This is a genomic window from Roseomonas sp. BN140053 (assembly GCF_047690175.1).
In the GTDB taxonomy this organism is placed as follows: Bacteria; Pseudomonadota; Alphaproteobacteria; order Acetobacterales; family Acetobacteraceae; genus Roseomonas.
Window position 1 is genome coordinate 111,229 of record NZ_JBLLEB010000001.1, and the last position, 15,587, is coordinate 126,815.

At 72.3% G+C, this 15,587-nt stretch carries 19 protein-coding genes; 7 read left to right on the forward strand and 12 right to left on the reverse strand.

The genetic code is table 11. The features are described 5' to 3' along the window. Positions 1-21: 21 nt before the first annotated feature. The 5 genes from ACLIBK_RS00530 to ACLIBK_RS00550 all read right to left on the reverse strand — a co-directional run bounded on the left by ACLIBK_RS00530 (position 22) and on the right by ACLIBK_RS00550 (position 3,685). Positions 22-279 carry a DUF3253 domain-containing protein gene (locus ACLIBK_RS00530; protein ID WP_415385251.1) on the reverse strand — a complete coding sequence of 86 codons (258 nt, stop codon included), beginning with the start codon at positions 277-279 and terminating at the stop codon, positions 22-24. Between the two features lie 231 nt (positions 280-510). Next, entirely contained in the window at positions 511-1,641 is a 1,131-nt protein-coding gene (locus ACLIBK_RS00535; protein WP_415385252.1) for an OmpA family protein, read from the reverse strand. Between the two features lie 228 nt (positions 1,642-1,869). Further along, positions 1,870-3,000 carry a 5-(carboxyamino)imidazole ribonucleotide synthase gene (locus ACLIBK_RS00540; RefSeq protein WP_415385253.1) on the reverse strand — a complete coding sequence of 377 codons (1,131 nt, stop codon included), beginning with the start codon at positions 2,998-3,000 and terminating at the stop codon, positions 1,870-1,872. Then, entirely contained in the window at positions 2,997-3,488 is a 492-nt protein-coding gene (gene purE, locus ACLIBK_RS00545; protein ID WP_415385254.1) for a 5-(carboxyamino)imidazole ribonucleotide mutase, read from the reverse strand. Before purE ends, ACLIBK_RS00540 begins: the two co-directional genes overlap by 4 nt. Continuing rightward, a complete protein-coding gene (locus tag ACLIBK_RS00550; RefSeq protein ID WP_415385255.1) occupies positions 3,485-3,685 on the reverse strand; it encodes a DUF465 domain-containing protein in 201 nt (66 codons plus the stop codon). The genes purE and ACLIBK_RS00550 overlap by 4 nt, the downstream gene beginning before the upstream one ends. A gap of 111 nt (positions 3,686-3,796) precedes the next feature. Between ACLIBK_RS00550 and ACLIBK_RS00555 the strand changes: the two genes are divergently transcribed. Next, the gene (locus ACLIBK_RS00555; RefSeq protein WP_415385256.1) at positions 3,797-3,979 is read left to right on the forward strand and encodes a YdcH family protein; all 183 of its coding nucleotides are present in this window, start codon (positions 3,797-3,799) and stop codon (positions 3,977-3,979) included. 236 nt (positions 3,980-4,215) lie between these two features. Further along, on the forward strand, positions 4,216-5,328 hold the full coding sequence (locus ACLIBK_RS00560; protein WP_415385257.1) for a DNA topoisomerase IB: 1,113 nt from the start codon (positions 4,216-4,218) through the stop codon (positions 5,326-5,328). Between the two features lie 75 nt (positions 5,329-5,403). Here the strand turns inward: ACLIBK_RS00560 and ACLIBK_RS00565 are convergent, their stop codons facing one another. From ACLIBK_RS00565 to rpmE, 3 genes are all read right to left on the reverse strand, one after another. Beyond that, positions 5,404-5,979 carry a DUF1013 domain-containing protein gene (locus tag ACLIBK_RS00565; RefSeq protein WP_415385258.1) on the reverse strand — a complete coding sequence of 192 codons (576 nt, stop codon included), beginning with the start codon at positions 5,977-5,979 and terminating at the stop codon, positions 5,404-5,406. 225 nt (positions 5,980-6,204) lie between these two features. Beyond that, positions 6,205-6,693: an Hsp20 family protein gene (locus tag ACLIBK_RS00570; protein WP_415385259.1), complete on the reverse strand. Its 489-nt coding sequence runs from the start codon at positions 6,691-6,693 to the stop codon at positions 6,205-6,207. Between the two features lie 215 nt (positions 6,694-6,908). Further along, positions 6,909-7,139, reverse strand: a complete 231-nt coding sequence (gene rpmE, locus ACLIBK_RS00575; protein ID WP_415385260.1) for a 50S ribosomal protein L31 — start codon at positions 7,137-7,139, stop codon at positions 6,909-6,911. Positions 7,140-7,300: 161 nt separating this feature from the next. Here rpmE and ACLIBK_RS00580 point away from each other — a divergent pair, with 161 nt between their 5' ends. The 4 genes from ACLIBK_RS00580 (at position 7,301) to ACLIBK_RS00595 (ending at position 11,289) form a co-directional block, all read left to right on the forward strand. After that, the gene (locus tag ACLIBK_RS00580) at positions 7,301-8,260 is read left to right on the forward strand and encodes an ornithine cyclodeaminase family protein (RefSeq protein WP_415385261.1); all 960 of its coding nucleotides are present in this window, start codon (positions 7,301-7,303) and stop codon (positions 8,258-8,260) included. Positions 8,261-8,346: 86 nt separating this feature from the next. Beyond that, the gene (locus ACLIBK_RS00585; RefSeq protein WP_415385262.1) at positions 8,347-9,765 is read left to right on the forward strand and encodes an amidase; all 1,419 of its coding nucleotides are present in this window, start codon (positions 8,347-8,349) and stop codon (positions 9,763-9,765) included. 121 nt (positions 9,766-9,886) lie between these two features. Continuing rightward, positions 9,887-10,735 carry a pyridoxal kinase PdxY gene (gene pdxY / locus ACLIBK_RS00590; RefSeq protein WP_415385263.1) on the forward strand — a complete coding sequence of 283 codons (849 nt, stop codon included), beginning with the start codon at positions 9,887-9,889 and terminating at the stop codon, positions 10,733-10,735. Positions 10,736-10,812: 77 nt separating this feature from the next. Continuing rightward, positions 10,813-11,289 carry a hypothetical protein gene (locus ACLIBK_RS00595; protein WP_415385264.1) on the forward strand — a complete coding sequence of 159 codons (477 nt, stop codon included), beginning with the start codon at positions 10,813-10,815 and terminating at the stop codon, positions 11,287-11,289. A 13-nt stretch (positions 11,290-11,302) separates the two neighbouring features. On the opposite strand, the gene ACLIBK_RS00600 is transcribed toward ACLIBK_RS00595, so the two are convergent. From ACLIBK_RS00600 to ACLIBK_RS00615, 4 genes are read right to left on the reverse strand one after another with little or no spacing between them, the layout of a single operon-like run. Further along, positions 11,303-11,710: a DUF3574 domain-containing protein gene (locus tag ACLIBK_RS00600; RefSeq protein ID WP_415385265.1), complete on the reverse strand. Its 408-nt coding sequence runs from the start codon at positions 11,708-11,710 to the stop codon at positions 11,303-11,305. After that, positions 11,707-12,042, reverse strand: coding sequence for a multidrug transporter (locus ACLIBK_RS00605; RefSeq protein ID WP_415385266.1), 336 nt, complete (start codon positions 12,040-12,042; stop codon positions 11,707-11,709). Before ACLIBK_RS00605 ends, ACLIBK_RS00600 begins: the two co-directional genes overlap by 4 nt. Then, entirely contained in the window at positions 12,039-13,079 is a 1,041-nt protein-coding gene (locus tag ACLIBK_RS00610; protein WP_415385267.1) for a glycosyltransferase family 2 protein, read from the reverse strand. Before ACLIBK_RS00610 ends, ACLIBK_RS00605 begins: the two co-directional genes overlap by 4 nt. A gap of 30 nt (positions 13,080-13,109) precedes the next feature. Next, positions 13,110-13,823 carry a class I SAM-dependent methyltransferase gene (locus ACLIBK_RS00615; RefSeq protein WP_415385268.1) on the reverse strand — a complete coding sequence of 238 codons (714 nt, stop codon included), beginning with the start codon at positions 13,821-13,823 and terminating at the stop codon, positions 13,110-13,112. Positions 13,824-13,960: 137 nt separating this feature from the next. Here ACLIBK_RS00615 and ACLIBK_RS00620 point away from each other — a divergent pair, with 137 nt between their 5' ends. After that, complete coding sequence (locus ACLIBK_RS00620) at positions 13,961-15,544, forward strand: hypothetical protein (protein ID WP_415385269.1); 1,584 nt, start codon at positions 13,961-13,963, stop codon at positions 15,542-15,544. The last annotated feature ends 43 nt before the right edge of the window (positions 15,545-15,587 follow it).

Consider the following 15,587-nt stretch of genomic DNA (forward strand, 5'->3'; position numbering starts at 1 on the left):
GCCGGATCGCGGGCGGGTTGCTCACCCCGGCACGATCCTGAGCCGGATGACGCCGCGAAGCGGGTCCAGCTCGGCGGGCTTGCCCTTGCGGAGGACCTCCAACCGGCCCTCGCGTGCCAGGGCCACGGCGGCGTTGCGCACGGGGGTCATCAGCGGGCGCCACTCTTCGCCGCCCAGGGCGCGGGCGACCTCGCTGGGGCAGATGGTCTTGCGCGGCCCGCGCTCGCCGGCGACGCGCAGGATGGCGGCGGCGATCTCCTCCGGGGGCGGGCGGGTCACGGCAGGATCCGGGGACCGGGGGTGGCGATGTGGGAACGGAGAGGGACGGGGGACATGGGCCGCTCTCCTAGAGCAGATCGGAGCGGCCGGGAATCGGCGGGCCGCATCGGCCTCGCGCCGGACGGGCGGGGCAGGAGCACGGCGGCGCCGTTCAGGCGGTGGGGCAGAAAAGAGAAGGGCCGGTCCTTGCGGACCGGCCCTCCCTTGAAGGTCGCGTGCGTTCTGCGCGGATCAGCGCAGGACGATCTCCACGCGGCGGTTCTGCGGCTCGCGCACGCCGTCGGCGGTGGCGACCAGGGGACGGCTCTCGCCGAAGGCCTGGACCGACATCTCCGAGCGGCTGATGCCCTGGCGCGCCAGCTCGGCGGCCACGGCCTCGGCCCGGCGCTGGGACAGGCGCTGGTTGTACTGCGGCGTGCCCGAACGGTCGGCGTGGCCGGCCACTTCGATGCGCGTCGAGGACACCCGGCGCGCGTTCTGCGCGGCCTCGGAGATGATCTGACGGGCGCGGTCGGTCAGGTCCGCACGATCCCAGTCAAAGAACACCAGGTAGGTGCGGGCTGCCTGCGGAGCCGTGGACTGCACCTGCGGCGCCACCGGCACCGGGGCCGGACGCGGCGCGTTGAAGGCGTAGCGCAGGCCGAGGAAGGCGGAGTGGTTGTAGTTGTCCACCTCGATCTTGCCACGGCTCACAGTCGCGTTGTTGCTGACCGTGCTCACGCGCGCGTCCAGGTCCGGGGACAGCGTGCCCAGGAAGCGGTACTCGGCGGTGATCGCCAGGCCGGGAACGGCGGCGATCGGGAAGGCCAGACCGGCGATGCCCTGGAAGGCGAACTGGCCGTCCGTGTCGTCCACCGTCAGGCGGCCGTTGGAGCCGGCGCGGCCCGTCACGTTGTCGTATTCGTGCCAGACATAGCCGGCGCCGACGCCGACATACGGCACGACGGGCATGAACTGCGGCACGAAGGACGGCATCGTGAAGTCATACAGCACGTTGCCCATGGCGCCGTAGGAGCGCGTGCGCCCGCCGGTGCTGAAGGTGCGCGCGCCGAAGATCTGCACGTCGTCGATGTCGTTCTGGCGGTAGTTGCCTTCCGCCTCGACGCGCAGGCCGTTGCCGAAGCCGTAGCCGATGCTCACGACGCCACCGAAGCCCAGGTCGAACTTGAACTTGGTGCTGTCGCTCGGCAGGCCGAGGTTGCGGACAGCGAAGGAGCTGTCGCGGTCCACGTCGTTACGGGTGCTCTGCAGCCAGTTCGCACCGGCGCCGGCACCGACATAGAGGCCGGTGACAGGCTGGGCGTTGGCCACAACCGGCAGCGCCAGCATGGTCGCCGCCAAAAGCGCCTTCTTCAGGCTCATCTCGATCTCCCCTCGATCCCTAAGGACCCTGCACCGTGCGCTGGGAAAACCCCGGACTCGGACACGGCGTGGTGCCGACTATCTAACACCGGGAGTGGCCGTTCGCACGGACCTCCCTGGTGTTTCCGCATCACTGTGGCGCGGGCGCCACGCGTGTTACGGGGGCGATCCATCCGGGCAAGGGCGCAGCCGGGCGGTGGCCCAGCAAGGGCGCACAGCGGCGGTGGGTCAGCCATGCGCCGGAAGCTGGGCCAGCAGCCCGGCTTCCGGCGTTCCTGCCAGGGTGCCGGGCGGCAACAACAGATTCGCGTGGCCCATCTTCCGGCCCGGCTTGGCGTCCGCCTTGCCGTAGAGCTGGCCGGCCACGCCGGGCGCCCCGACCAGAAGCGGCCAAGCGGCCATGCCCTCGGGGCCGATCAGGTTGCGCATCACCGCGTCGGCGTGGCGGTCCGGGCGGCCCAGGGGCAGGCCGGCCACGGCACGGGCGTGCTGCTCGAACTGGGAGACCGCGCAGGCATCCAGGGTCCAGTGGCCGGAATTATGCGGCCGGGGCGCGATCTCGTTGCCCAGCAGTTGCCCATCCGGCAGCAGGAAGAACTCCACCGCCAGCACGCCCACCAGTTCCAACGCCTCGGCCACCGCCGCGGCATGGGCGCGGGCGCGGGAGGCGACCTCGGGCGGCACGCGGGCGGGCGCGAAGCTGAGGTCGAGGATGTGGTGGCGGTGCCGGTTCTCCACCGCGTCGAAGGTTTCCACCCGGCCGTCCAGCCCGCGCGCGGCGATGGCCGAGACTTCCGCCGCGAAGGGCACGAAGGCTTCCAGGATCAGCGGGCGCGGCTGCAGCCGCTCCCAGGCGGCGTCCAGATCGGCGGCGTCGCGCAGCACGGCCTGGCCGCGGCCGTCATAGCCGAGGCGGGTGGTCTTCAGCACCGCCGGCAGGCCGATGGCCGCGGCGGCGGCATCCAGGTCGGCGCGGCTTTCCACCGCGCGCCAGGGCGCGACGGGAACGCCGTGGCGCGCCAGGAAGTCCTTTTCCAGCAGCCGATCCTGGCACACCGCCAGGGCGCGGGGGCCGGGGCGGCAGGCCACGACCTCCTCCAGCGCGTCCAGGGTGGCGACGGGGACGTTCTCGAACTCGAAGGTCACCACGTCCACGGCGCGGCCGAAGCGCTGCAGCGCTTCGCGGTCCTCGAAGGGCGCCACCGTGCGGGCGGCGGCGACCAGCATGCCGGGGGAGTCGTCCTCGGGCCCGAAGACGTGGCAGCGATAGCCCAGCCGGGCCGCGGCCAGCGCCGTCATCCGCCCGAGCTGCCCGCCGCCGAGGATGCCGATCGTGGCGCCCGGGGGCAGGCTGCTCATGCCGGGTCGTCCGGCACGGCGGCGGTTTGCGCCGCCCGCCAGGCTGCCAGCCGCGCCGCCAGTTCCGCGTCCGTGCCCGCCAGGATGGCGGCGGCGAGGAGCGCTGCGTTGACCGCCCCGGCGCGGCCGATGGCCAGGGTGCCCACGGGGATGCCGGCCGGCATCTGCACGATGGAAAGCAGCGAATCCATGCCCTTGAGCGCGTGGCTTTCCACGGGAACTCCGAGCACGGGCAGGGGGGTCAGCGAGGCGGTCATGCCCGGCAGATGCGCCGCACCGCCGGCGCCGGCGATCAATACGCGGAGGCCGCGCCCGGCGGCCTCCGCGGCATAGCGGAACATGCGTTCGGGGGTGCGGTGGGCGGAAACCACCCGGGTTTCGTGCGGCACGTCCAGGGCGGCCAGGGTTTCGGCCGCGTGGCGCATGGTGTCCCAGTCGGAGCGGCTGCCCATGATGATGCCCACCAGCGGGGCGGCCGCGGCGGTCATGCCGTGATGTCCGGCACCAGGCGGCTTTCCACCCAGGCGATCTCGTCTTTGAGGCGAAGCTTGCGCTTCTTGAGGCGCTGGAGCTGGAGCTGGTCGAGCACCGAGTCGCCCATGTTGGCGATCACCGTGTCGAGGTCCCGGTGTTCGGAGCGGAGCTCATGCAGGCGGCGGAGAAGGCTGTCGCGGTCGGCGAGCATCGGGTCGGTCGCTGCATCTTCCGAAAGGGTCGCGCCTCGGGGGCCGAATGCCCATAACATGGGGACGGCGGCCGTGACAGCCGCCGCAACGGGAGAAGGAACAGAGTGTCGATGCAGACCGCACCTCGCCTGAGTTCCCTACAGGACCGCCACGCCGCGCTGGAAATGCGCCTGGAGGCGGAAACCGTTCGGCCGCAGCCGGATAGCCTGGAACTCTCCCGGTTGAAGCGCGAGAAGCTGAAGCTCAAGGAGGAAATGGAGCGGCTGCGCGCCGCCCCCGCCGGCAGCGCGTAGCGGCGTCGGGCCGCGCCGGGGATCGCGTTTCCCGGCGCGGTGGCATCTCAGCCCGGCCCGGGCAGCCGGTGCGTGACGCTGCGGCCGCCGTTCCGACGGGGGCCATGCCCGGGCGGCCGCGGGATACAGCGGCGCGGGCTGCTGCCGCGGACGTTCACGGCCGCGCGGTCGGGGGGTGGCTCCGGCAACCCCGGCCGGTGGGCGCGGGTTGTGTGCGGCAGGAGGAGCCGCGCCCCATGCCGCTCGACGACCCGTCCGCCGTTCAAACCATCGTTGATCCCCGCGACGCCGCACTCTCGGCGGGCCTGCGCTACGTGTCGGACGAAGCGCCCGGCATTTCCCGCCGCAAGTCGGGCAGCGGCTTTTCCTATCGCGGCCCGGACGGCAAGCCGATCAAGGACAAGGCGGTGCTGGAGCGCATCTGGTCGCTGGCCATTCCGCCGGCCTACAAGGATGTCTGGATCTGTCAGCACGCCAACGGGCACATCCAGGCCACCGGGCGCGACGACAAGGGGCGCAAGCAGTACCGCTACCACCCGCGCTGGCGCGAGGTGCGCGACGCGTCCAAGTACGAGCACGTGATGGAGTTCGCCGAAGCGCTGCCGGCGATCCGCGCCCGGGTAGAGGCCGACATGAAGCGGCCCGGCCTGCCGCGCGAGAAGGTGCTGGCCACGGTGGTGCACCTGCTGGAAACCACGCTGATCCGCGTCGGCAATGACGACTATGCCGAGCAGAACGGCTCCTACGGACTGACCACACTGCAGAACCGCCACGTCAAGGTGGATGGCGGCGAGCTGCGCTTCGGCTTCAAGGGCAAGAGCGGCAAGCAGTGGAAGCTGAAGGTATCGGACAGGCGCGTCGCCAAGATCGTCCGCGCCTGCCAGGAACTGCCGGGGCAGGAGCTGTTCCAGTACCTCGATGCCGACGGCACGCCGCATGACGTCACATCGGCCGACGTGAACGGCTACCTGCACGAGATTTCCGGGCGCGACATCACCGCCAAGGACTTCCGGACCTGGGCGGGCACGGTGCTGGCGGCGCTGGCGCTGCGGGAGTTCGAGCGCTTCGACAGCCAGGCGGCCGCCAAGCGCAACGTCAAGGCGGCGATCGAGCGGGTTTCGGCCAAGCTGGGCAATACGCCCACCGTGTGCCGCAAGTGCTACGTCCACCCGGACGTGCTGGACACCTACCTGGAAGGCGGGCTGGTGCTGGAAATCGTGGAGGAGGCCAAGGCGGAGCTTCGCGACAACCTGTCCGCGCTGCGGCCGGAAGAAGCCGCGGTGCTGGCGCTGCTCACGAAGCTCAAGGGCAACGGCAAGCTGCCGGAAGCGGCGGCCGCCATGGGCTGAGTGGCTCACGGGCGCGGCCGATGATGCGCGCCCGCGGGGAGACGGGTCCGCCCGCCGTGCGGCGGGCGGGGCGGATCAGGCCGCGTCGTCCTCGGCCACGGAGGGCATGTTCACCGGCGGCACGCCCGAGCCGCGCTCGCCGGCCGCGGCCACCGCGGCGTTCAACTCCGACTGCGTGCACAGGCCGAGGATCACGGGGTCCCGCGGCTTGATGTTCGCGGTGTTGATATGCGTCCGGTCGCGCACCTTGGTGATGGTTTCCTTGGTGGTCGCCAGCAGCTTCTCGATCTGCGAGTCCGTCAGCTCCGGGTGGTTGCGCAGCAGGAAGGCGATGCCGTCCGGCCGGTCGGTGCGCTTGGACACGGGGATGTAGCGGGCGCCCTTGCCGCGCTTCTTGGGCAGCGGGATGGCGGTGGGCAGCAGGTTCAGGCGGCGGTTGGAGTCGGCCTCGCAGGCCGCGATCTCTTCCCGGGTCAGCTGGCCGTTGGCCACCGGGTCGTAGCCGACGATGCCCTGGGCGACTTCGCCGTCCGCGATGGCCTGAACTTCCAGCGGGTGCATGCCCACGAAGTCGGCGACCTGCTCGAAGGTGAGGGAGGTCTTGTCGATCAGCCACACCGCGGTGGCCTTCGGCATCAGGGGAGAGGACATTTCGATAGGAACCTTCGGCGTCCGGCGGTTGTGGGCTTCGCGGGAAGCGCTCCCTCCGCCTCGGGGCGGCGCCCCGTATAGAGCCGCGGACGGCGCGCCGTATAGAGAGCGCGCGGCGAAGCGCGGTCAAATGCCCCGGCGGGCGTGCGGCCCGGGGGTGGAACAGGAAAAGAGGCCGGCGGATCGCTCCGCCGGCCCCGTTCGATCACCTCGACGAGGGCGTGATCAGGCCGCCTGGGCCCGATCGTCCTGCTCGTTGGCGGCTTCGACCTCGATCGCCTTCGGCGCCGGAGCACCCTGGCCGATCGCGATGCGGCGGGGCTTCAGGGCCTCCGGCACTTCGCGCTTCAGGGCCACGTGCAGCAGGCCATTGCGGAGGTCGGCGCCCACCACCTGGATGTGGTCGGCCAGCACGAAGCGGCGCTCAAAGGCGCGGCCGGCGATGCCACGGTGCAGGTAGCGGCGGCCCTCCTCGGGCTGCGGGGCCTTGCCGGACACGGTCAGGACGTTGTCCTGCGCGGTGATGTCCAGCTCATCGGGACCGAAGCCCGCCACGGCCATCGTCAGCACATAGGCGTCGTCGCCCGTGCGTTCGATGTTGTAGGGCGGGTAGGCCGGGCCCTCGGCCGCAGCGCGGGCGGTGTCCACCAGGCGGGCCATGCGGTCGAAGCCGATGGCGGTGCGGAACAGGGGAGAAAAGTCGAGCGTGCTCATGAGAACCTCCTCGGAAGCAAGGTCCGGTCTATGGAGCGGCGGAGGAGCCTGCGGACGCCCCGCTACGGGCGGCGTCGACGGCACCTTTGCCGCGCCGGTGGCCCCCTGCGGGGCACCACCGACGGACACAGATTTGGTCGAGGAGATTTAGGGGTTCAAGACCCCGGAAAGGCAAAAAAAACAGTGGGCGGGCGTCGGGGGCCGGCCCGCTGCGATCAGCCCTGCTTCCGGACGCCGATGCCGGCGAACTTCTTGTTGAACTTGGCGATCTGACCGCCCGTGTCGATCACGCGCTGCTGGCCGGTCCAGGCCGGGTGCGACTTGGGATCGATGTCCAGGCGCAGCGTGTCGCCTTCCTTGCCCATGCAGGAACGGGTCTTGTAGGTCGTCCCGTCGGTCATGATCACGGTGATGTCGTGGTAGTCGGGATGGATATCGGACTTCATCGGGAATCTCGTGGAATGGCCGCCCGATGCCGACCGGGCGCGCGGAACCGCGGTGTCTAGCGGTCCGGCCGGGGTGGCGCAACCACGGCGGTGCGCGGGGCGGCTTGCCCGCCGCCCGTGCTAGGCTGGCCGCCCACCCCGACCCGCGTCACGGAGCCCGCATGCGCGTCCTTTCCGCCCAGGATATCGACAGCCTGGTATCCGCCGCCGACCTGATCCCGGCGATCGATGCGGCCATGCGCCGGGTGTCGGAGCGGGCGGTGGAACTGCCCCTGCGCACGGTGATGCCGCTCGGGGGCAAGGATTTCCTGGGGGTGATGCCGGGGCGGCTGGACGACCCGGCCTGCTACGGCGCCAAGCTGCTCAGCCTGTTTCCCGATAATCCCGCCCAGGGCCGTTCCTCGCATGCCGGGCTGATGCTGCTCTTCGACCGTGCCACCGGCCTGCCGCGCGCCTGCCTGGACGCGTCGCGGCTGACGGCGCTGCGCACGGCGGCGGCCAGCGCCCTGGCCACCCGGGCCCTGTCGCGGCCGGACAGCGCGACGCTGGTGCTGCTGGGCTGCGGCGAGCAGGCGGAGGCGCATCTCCAGGCGCTGCGGGCGGTGCGCGACATCCGCCGGGTGCTGGTCTGGGGGCGCGACCCCGCGCGCGCGGCCGCCTTCGCCGCCGCCAACCCCGGTGTGGAGGCGGTGCCGGGGGTCGGGGAGGCGGTGACGGCGGCCGACATCCTCTGCACCGTGACCGCCGCGGCCTCGCCCATCCTGTTTCCGGCCATGCTGCGCCCCGGCCAGCACGTGAACGCGGTGGGCGCCAGCGTTCCCACGATGCAGGAGATCGCGCCGGATTGCCTGCCCGCGGTGACGCTGTTCACGGATTACCGCCCCTCGCTGGAAGCCCAGGCGGGCGAGTTGCGGGACGCGCGGGCCACGGGGCTGGTCGCGCCGGACCACACCGGCACCGAGATCGGCGAGGTGCTGGCCGGAAAGCGGCCGGGCCGGCACGGCGACGGGGAGATCACCCTCTACCGCTCGCTGGGCGTGGCGGCACAGGACCTCGCCGCGGCACAACTGGTCCTGGAGCGCGCGGAGGCGGCGGGGCGCGGGGTGGAAGCGCCGATCTGAGCGGGGCGACGCGTCCGCGCGGCGCCGGGTTGCCTCGGCGCCGCCGTTTCCGCAGCTTGCCGCCTTCCGGACCGCGAGGATTCGCCATGCGCCACGAGGATTACGTCCGGCACGATGCCACCGGCCTGGCCGAGCTGGTGCGCCGGCGCGAGGTCAGCGCGGCGGAACTGCTGGAGGCGATGGCGGCCCGGGTGGAAGCGGTGAACCCGGCCATCAACGCCGTGGTGCTGGAGCGCTTCGCGGAAGCCCGCCGCGCCGCCGGGGAACTGCCCGAGGGGCCCTTCACCGGCGTGCCCTATCTGATCAAGGACCTGCACGCCCCCGTGCGCGGCCTGCCGCTCAGCCACGGCAGCCGCTTCTTCGCCGGCAGCAGCTTCGACTTCGACAGCGAAACGGTGGCCCGGCTGCGCCGCGCCGGCTTCAACATCGCCGGGCGCACCAACTCGCCCGAATTCGGCATGGCCGCGACCACCGAGCCGGCGCTGCACGGCCCGGCGCGCAACCCCTGGAACACCGCCCATTCCACCGGCGGGTCCAGCGGCGGTGCGGCCGCCGCCGTGGCCTCCGGCATGCTGCCGGCGGCGCATGCCACGGACAGCCTGGGCTCCATCCGCATCCCCGCCGCCTGCTGCGGGCTGCTGGGGCTGAAGCCGACGCGCGGCCGCATCCCCGTCGGGCCGCACCGGGGCGACGCCAACCAGGGACTCAGCCACGAGCACTGCATCTCGCGCAGCGTACGGGACTGCGCCACCATCCTGGACGCCACCGCCGGCCCGGACGAGGGCGCGCCCTGGTTCACCGCATCGCCGTCCGAACCCTTCGCGCGGCTCGCCCGGCGCGACCCCGGGCGGCTGCGGATCGGGCTGGTGACGACGGACTGGCACGGCGAGCCGGTGCACCCGGATTGCGCCTCCGCGGTGGAGGCTGCCGGGGCGCTCTGCACCGCGCTGGGCCACGAGGTCGCGCCCGCCTCCCTTTCGGTGGAGGCGGAGGCGCTGCTGGACTGCTGCTGGACCATCCTGTTGCCCGGGCTGGCCGCGATCATCGGCCGGCGCGAGGCCGAGCTGGGCCGGCCCGCGGGCGAGGAGATCGAGCCCCTGACCCGCGCCGTCGCGGCACGCTGGGGCGGTACCTCGGCGGTGGAGTTCCAGGCGGCGCTGGCACGGCTGAACACGCTGGTGCGCGGCATCGCCCGGCAGTTCCGCGCCTGGGATGTCGTGCTGACCCCGACCCTGCCGGTGCCGCCGCTGCGTCCGGGCGAGCTGTCCATGCAGACAGAGGATGTGGACGGCTTCAACGCCGCCCTCGGCCGCCTCGCCACCTTCACCGTGCTGGGGAGCACCACCGGGCAGCCGGCGATGAATCTGCCCCTGCACCGCTCGGCGGAAGGACTGCCGATCGGGGTGCAGGCGATCGCCCGCTTCGCAGAGGACGCGGTGCTGCTGCAACTGGCGACGCAGCTGGAGCCGCATTTCCTCGGCCTGCCCGCCATGGCCCGCGGCTGAAGGGCCGCGGGGCCGGGCGGCGGGCCATTCCCACCGCGCAGAGCGGCCGCCGGCGCGGAGCGGGGCCGGGTGCGCCGGGGCTGCTCGCGCCCCGCCGGACCGTCACCTAGGATCGGCGGCCATGAACATCCTGTCCATCCAGTCCTGGGTCGCCTTTGGGCATGTCGGCAACGCCTCGGCGGTGTTCCCTCTCCAGCGGCTGGGGGCGGAGGTTTGGGCGGTGAACACCGTGCAGTTCTCCAACCACACCGGCTACGGCGCCTGGAAGGGGCAGGTCTTCGGCGCCGAGCTGGTCCGCGACCTGGTGACGGGGATCGAGGACCGCGGCGTGCTGGGCACCTGCGACGCCGTGCTGTCCGGCTACATGGGCGACGCCGCCATCGGCGAGGCGGTGCTGGACGCGGTGGCGAGGGTGCGGGCGCTGAACCCGGCCGCGGTGTATTGCTGCGATCCCGTGATCGGTGATGTCGGGCGCGGCGTCTTCGTGCGGCCGGGCATCCCGGAATTCATGCGCGACCGCGCCGTGCCGGCCGCCGGCGTCCTCACGCCCAACCAGTTCGAGCTGGAATGGCTGACCGGCGGGCGCGTGTCCTCCCTGGCCGACGCCAAGCGCGCCGTGCGCAGCCTGCAGGCGCGCGGGCCGCGCTGCGTGCTGGTCACCTCCCTGCATGTCGAGGACACGCCGGCGGACGCGATCGAGATGCTGGCGGCGGATGGCGAGAGCATGTGGCGCGTCCGCACGCCGATGCTGCCGATCTCCGTGAACGGGGCGGGCGATGCCATCGCCGCGCTGTTCCTGTTCCACCGGCTGCGCTGGGGCGATGCGCGGGTGGCGGTGTCCTCCGCGGCGTCCTCCATCCACGGGCTGCTGCGCCGCACGGCGGAGGCGGGGTCGCGCGAGATCCTGACCGTGGCGGCGCAGGACGAGTTCGTGGCGCCGTCCCAGACCTTCGTGGCGGAGCCCTGCTGAACGGGTCTCGCGCCACCTGTTCTCCCTTCCACCCGGGCCCGGCGCGGTTCTAGCCTCCGTGGCGGAGGCGGAACGACATGTCCGGAACACGGAAGAGGGGCGGCAAGGTCAGGACGGAAACGGTTCTGCTGTTCCGCTGGACCGAGGCTGATGGCGAGGACATCGCCAACTGGAAACGGGGCCAGCTGACCTGGAACTACCGGGGCAGCGCGTCCCGCAAGGCCTTCTGGGTCTTCGAGGCGGAGTCCGAGTACCGGCCAGGGCGCCGGATCATGAAGGACCGCATCCTGCTGGCCTTCGACTTCGGCGCGGATGTGGACAAGATCATCCGCAACGACGCGAACTGGGTGGTTTATCCCTCGCCCGCCTGCAAGGGCGAAACAAAGCACCCCGAGCAGGTGATCGTGAAGGAGAACGAGCGCGGCGCCTACGGCATCGGCGCCGGCATCCTGGCGCGGCTGACGGTCAACTCCATCCGCCTCGCCACCAAGGCGGAAATCGCCAAGCTGCTGGGCCTCAATATCCGCGAGGTGGACGTCACGCCGCGCTGGTAGCGCGCTGCCCGGGTCAGAAGGCGGCGCAGCCCTGTTGCAGGACCCGCAGTACGGATTCCTGGTCGAAGCGGGTGCGATAGGCGGCCGCGACCGGTTCCAGGCGGGCGGCAGCCTCGGCCGGGGTGGTGCCGGGCAGCACCAGGAGCAGCAGCTTCGCCGGCTCGCGCTCCGGCCGGGCATCGGCGCCGCGCCACTGGCCGCGGGCGTCCAGCACGGTCAGCCCGTCCGGGAAGCGGGGGGTGACCTCCTCGGCCAGGAAGCGGTCCCAGTCGGCTTCGCTTACGCGCAGGGCGCCGTCGCGGTTGCGGCCGAAGATTGCCTCGGCCAGGGCGGCGGGGGTGGTGCCGGGCGGGCAGGCGGTGGGCGCGGCGCAGGCGCCCAGGAGCAGCGCCGTTCCCAGCGCGGCCGCCGCGGTTCTCACGCCGTGGCCAGCAGCACGACGCCCAGCGAGATCAGCGCCAGCGCCGCCAGTTTGGTCGGCCCCAGCACCTCGCCGAAGGCGAAGTGCCCGACCGCGGCGATCACCACGTAGGACGCGGCGGTGCAGGGTAGGGCGACGCTCATGGGGATGCGGCGCAGCGCCACAATATAGAGCAGCGCCGCGCCGCCATAGGCGCCCAGGCCGATGATCGTTTGCCAGCGGAAGAGCTGGCTGAGGAAGCCGCCCTCCGCCACCGCGCCGGCCTTGAGCAGCACCTGGCCCAGCAGGGAGGTGCTGATCGCGGCGGCCAGGGAGATCCAGTAGGGGATCATGGCGCGGGAAAGGCCGCCTCCTGGACGGCGGCCGGGCGGGCGCCGGCCTCCGGCTCGGCGCGCAGCACCTCGCGCACCACGCCCTGCGGCTTGCCGTTGGCCGACAGGAAGGCGCGGCCGACATATTCGCCCAGCACGCCCAGGATCACGAACTGCACGCCCGAAAGCAGCAGCGTGACCACCATCAGCGAGGCCCAGCCGGAGGGCGTGCCGCTGACCGCCGCTTCCACCACCGCCACCACGGCGCCGAGGAGGCCCAGCGCGCCCATCGCGACGCCGGCCAGGGTCGCGAAGCGCAGCGGCACCACCGAGAAGGAGGTGGCGAGGTTGAGCCAGAGCAGCACCAGCCGCTTCAGCGTGTAGTTGGAGCGGCCCTCCACGCGGGCGAGGTGGCGGACCTCGATGCTGTCGATCCGCGTGGTGACCTGCATCACCAGCCCGTCGATATAGGGGTAGGGGCCGGAATATTTGGTGACCTCGCGGAGCACCATGGCGGACATGCAGCGGAAGGAGGACAGGTAAAGGCCCTTGGGCTTGTCCATCAGCGCGTCGGCCACGCGGTTCGCGAAGCGGGAACCCAGGTTGCGCCAGCCCTCGTGCTTCTTCTCCGCGTAGCGGGTGTAGACCACGTCCCAGCCGCCGCCGTCGGGATGGCCTTGGCGGGCGTGGTCGTAGAGCTTGACCACCTCCTCCGGCGGGTTCTGCAGGTCGTCATCCATGGTGATAACGAAGGAGCCGCGGGCGCGGCGCAGGCCGGTCATGACCGCGTTGTGCTCGCCGAAGTTGCGGGCGTGCTCCACGTAGGTGATCGGCACGGTGGCGCCTTCCACCAGCGCGCGGCAGACCTCGCCGGAATTGTCCGGGCTGCCGTCGTTCACCAGCACGATCTCCAGCCCGCCCGCGGGGCGCAGGGCGGACAGCGCCGCCACCAGCCGGCCCACCGTGGCGGCGCCGCGATACACCGGCACCACCACCGACAGGCCGGGGGCGGTGGAGCCTTCCGGTGCGGCGGTCAGGGAAGCGGACAGGGCGTTCATGCGCGGGGGTTCCATCGGAAAAAGGGTGTGTCAGGGACGGGTGGCGACGGCCAGCACGGAGCCGCCGGCGGGAAAGCGCAGGCCCAGGGCGGCCAGGCGGCGCTCGGCCGCGTCCACGGCGAAGAGCGTGGCGTCCAGCCAGGGCGGGAAGGGGGCGACGTCGCTGGCGGCGTCCTCGTGCGCGTTGAGCAGCTTGCGCTGCACGGCCATGAGCGGCAGCAGCAGGCTGTTCCAGTAGCGCGCTTCCACCGAAGCGAAGCCGGCCTCGCGCAGCAGCCGGGCGGCGCCGGGGGCGGTGTAGCGGCGGGCATTGTGCACGCGGGTGTCGTGGGCCGAGCGCAGCCACTCGAAGGCCGGCAGGTTCAGCACCAGCGTGCCGCCAGCGGCCAGCACGCGGTGCAGCTCGGCCAGGGCGGCCGCCTCGGTCACGCCACGGTGGCACAGCACGTCCACGGACAGGGCGGCGTCGAAGCTGCCGTCGGCGAAGGGCAGGTGGTTCAGGTCGCCACCGGTCACGGGCATGCCGGATTTCCGGGCGGCGCGGGCGGCGGCCTCGGTGTCGTATTCCAGACCGACCAGGGCGGCGCCGGGCAGGGCGGCGGCCAGGGCGCGCAAACCGCCGCCGGTGCCGCAGCCGGCGTCCAGCACCCGGCCCCCGCGGGCAGCGGGGGAGCGGCGCAGGGCATCGCCGATTCGGGCATGGATGGCGCGGTACCACCACATGCCGTCCTCGGCCGAATCCATCAGGGCGTATTCGGCGGGTTCCACGGCGGACAGCAGTCAGCCACCCGCGGGGGGCAGGGACAAGGCAGGATCGCCTAGCATCTGCCGCAATCGCATGGCAATCACGTTGCCGTGGGGCCTCATGCCCCGGTTCGGATATGAACGCGCCCCTTCCACCCCCGATCGCCGCCCCCGTCGCCGAGCTGTCGCGGCCCGCCGTTTCCCTGCGGAACCGGGTGCTGCGGCTGGCGGCCTTCGTGCCGGCCTTGCTGTTCCTGCTGACGGTGCTGTCGCCGCCGCTGAACCACGACGTCGCGGCGGTGCTGAACTTCGCCCAGCGCTGGATCGCCGGGGAGCGGCTCTATGCCGACCTGATCGACGTCAACCCGCCGCTGATCTTCGTGCTCAACCTCCTGCCGGCGGCGATCGCGAGCTGGACGCCGCTGGACGGGGTGCAGGCGCTGCAGCTCTGCCTGCTGGCCCTGGCCGGGCTGTGCTGGTGGCTGTGTGCCCGGCTGCGGGCGGACCGGCCGGAAGGGCTGGTGGAGCGCGCGGTGCTGGGGGCGCTGATCCCGCTGGCGCTGGTGGTGTCCGGCTACGATTTCGGCCAGCGCGAGGTCATCATGGCCACCTGCGCGCTGCCCTATTGCGTGCTGGCCGCGCGCCGCATAGACGGGCAGCGTACCGCCACCGGCCTGCGGCTGGGCGTGGCGGTGCTGGCGGCGCTGGGCTTCGCGCTGAAGCCGCATTTCCTGGCAGTGGCGGCACTGGTGGAATTCGCCGTGCTGGTGCGGCGCGGGCCGCGGCGGGCGCTGCGGGACGCCGTGCCCTGGGTGATGGCGGCCGTGTGGTGCTGCTACCTCGCGGCCATTCCGGTGCTGTTCCCGGACTATCTCGGCCATGTCGTGCCGCTGGTGTGGCAGTACTACCTGGACCTCGGCGGCCAGGGGCCCTGGCACGTGCTGCTGACCGAGGACATGGGCGCGGCCACCCTGTTCCTGCTGGTGCTGCTGCCGCTGGGGCTGCGGCGCGGCGCCGGCGGGCTGGCCACGGCGCTGGGAGCGGCCGCCACGGGCGCCTTCGCGGCGGCCTGGGTGCAGCACAAGGGCTGGACCTACCATGTCGCCCCGATCCTGATGCTGGGCGGGGTGCTGGCCGGGCTGCTGGCGGCGCGCTGGGCCGACCGGGCGCTGCCGCCCTCGGGCGCCCGGCGCGCCGCCCCCGCCCTGGCGGCGCTGGCGGCGGCGGGGCTGGCGCTGTTCGCCGTGCGTGGCGGGGAAGCGCCGTTCCGCGAGATCCAGTTCGAGAACACCAAGGCCGGACGCCTGACCGCCTGGCTGCGGCGGGAAGCCTACGGTGAGCGGCTGCTGATCCTCACGCCCGACATTTTCCCGGTCTATCCGGCGCTGAACTACGCCCACGCCCAGTCCACGCTGCGCACCATGAACATGTGGCTGTTGCAGGGCGTGTACCGGAGCTGCCCGGAGAACGGTTCGCGCTACCGCGAGCCCTGGGAGATGAGCCGGGCCGAGTTCTTCGTGTACCGCACCGTGGCGGAGGACTTCGCCCGGGCCCCGCCGGCGGCAGTGCTGATCACCCGCAACCCCGGCATTCCCTGGTGCGGCGGCGAGTTCGACTTCGTGGAGTATTTCTCGCGCCACCCGCTCTTTGCCGATACCTGGCGGCGCTATCACCAGCAGGGCGAGATCGAGGGCTACAAGCTGTTTCTGCGCGACGACTAGGCGCGGGACGGTGGCTCCGCCGGCGGGTGACGACTGGGGCACC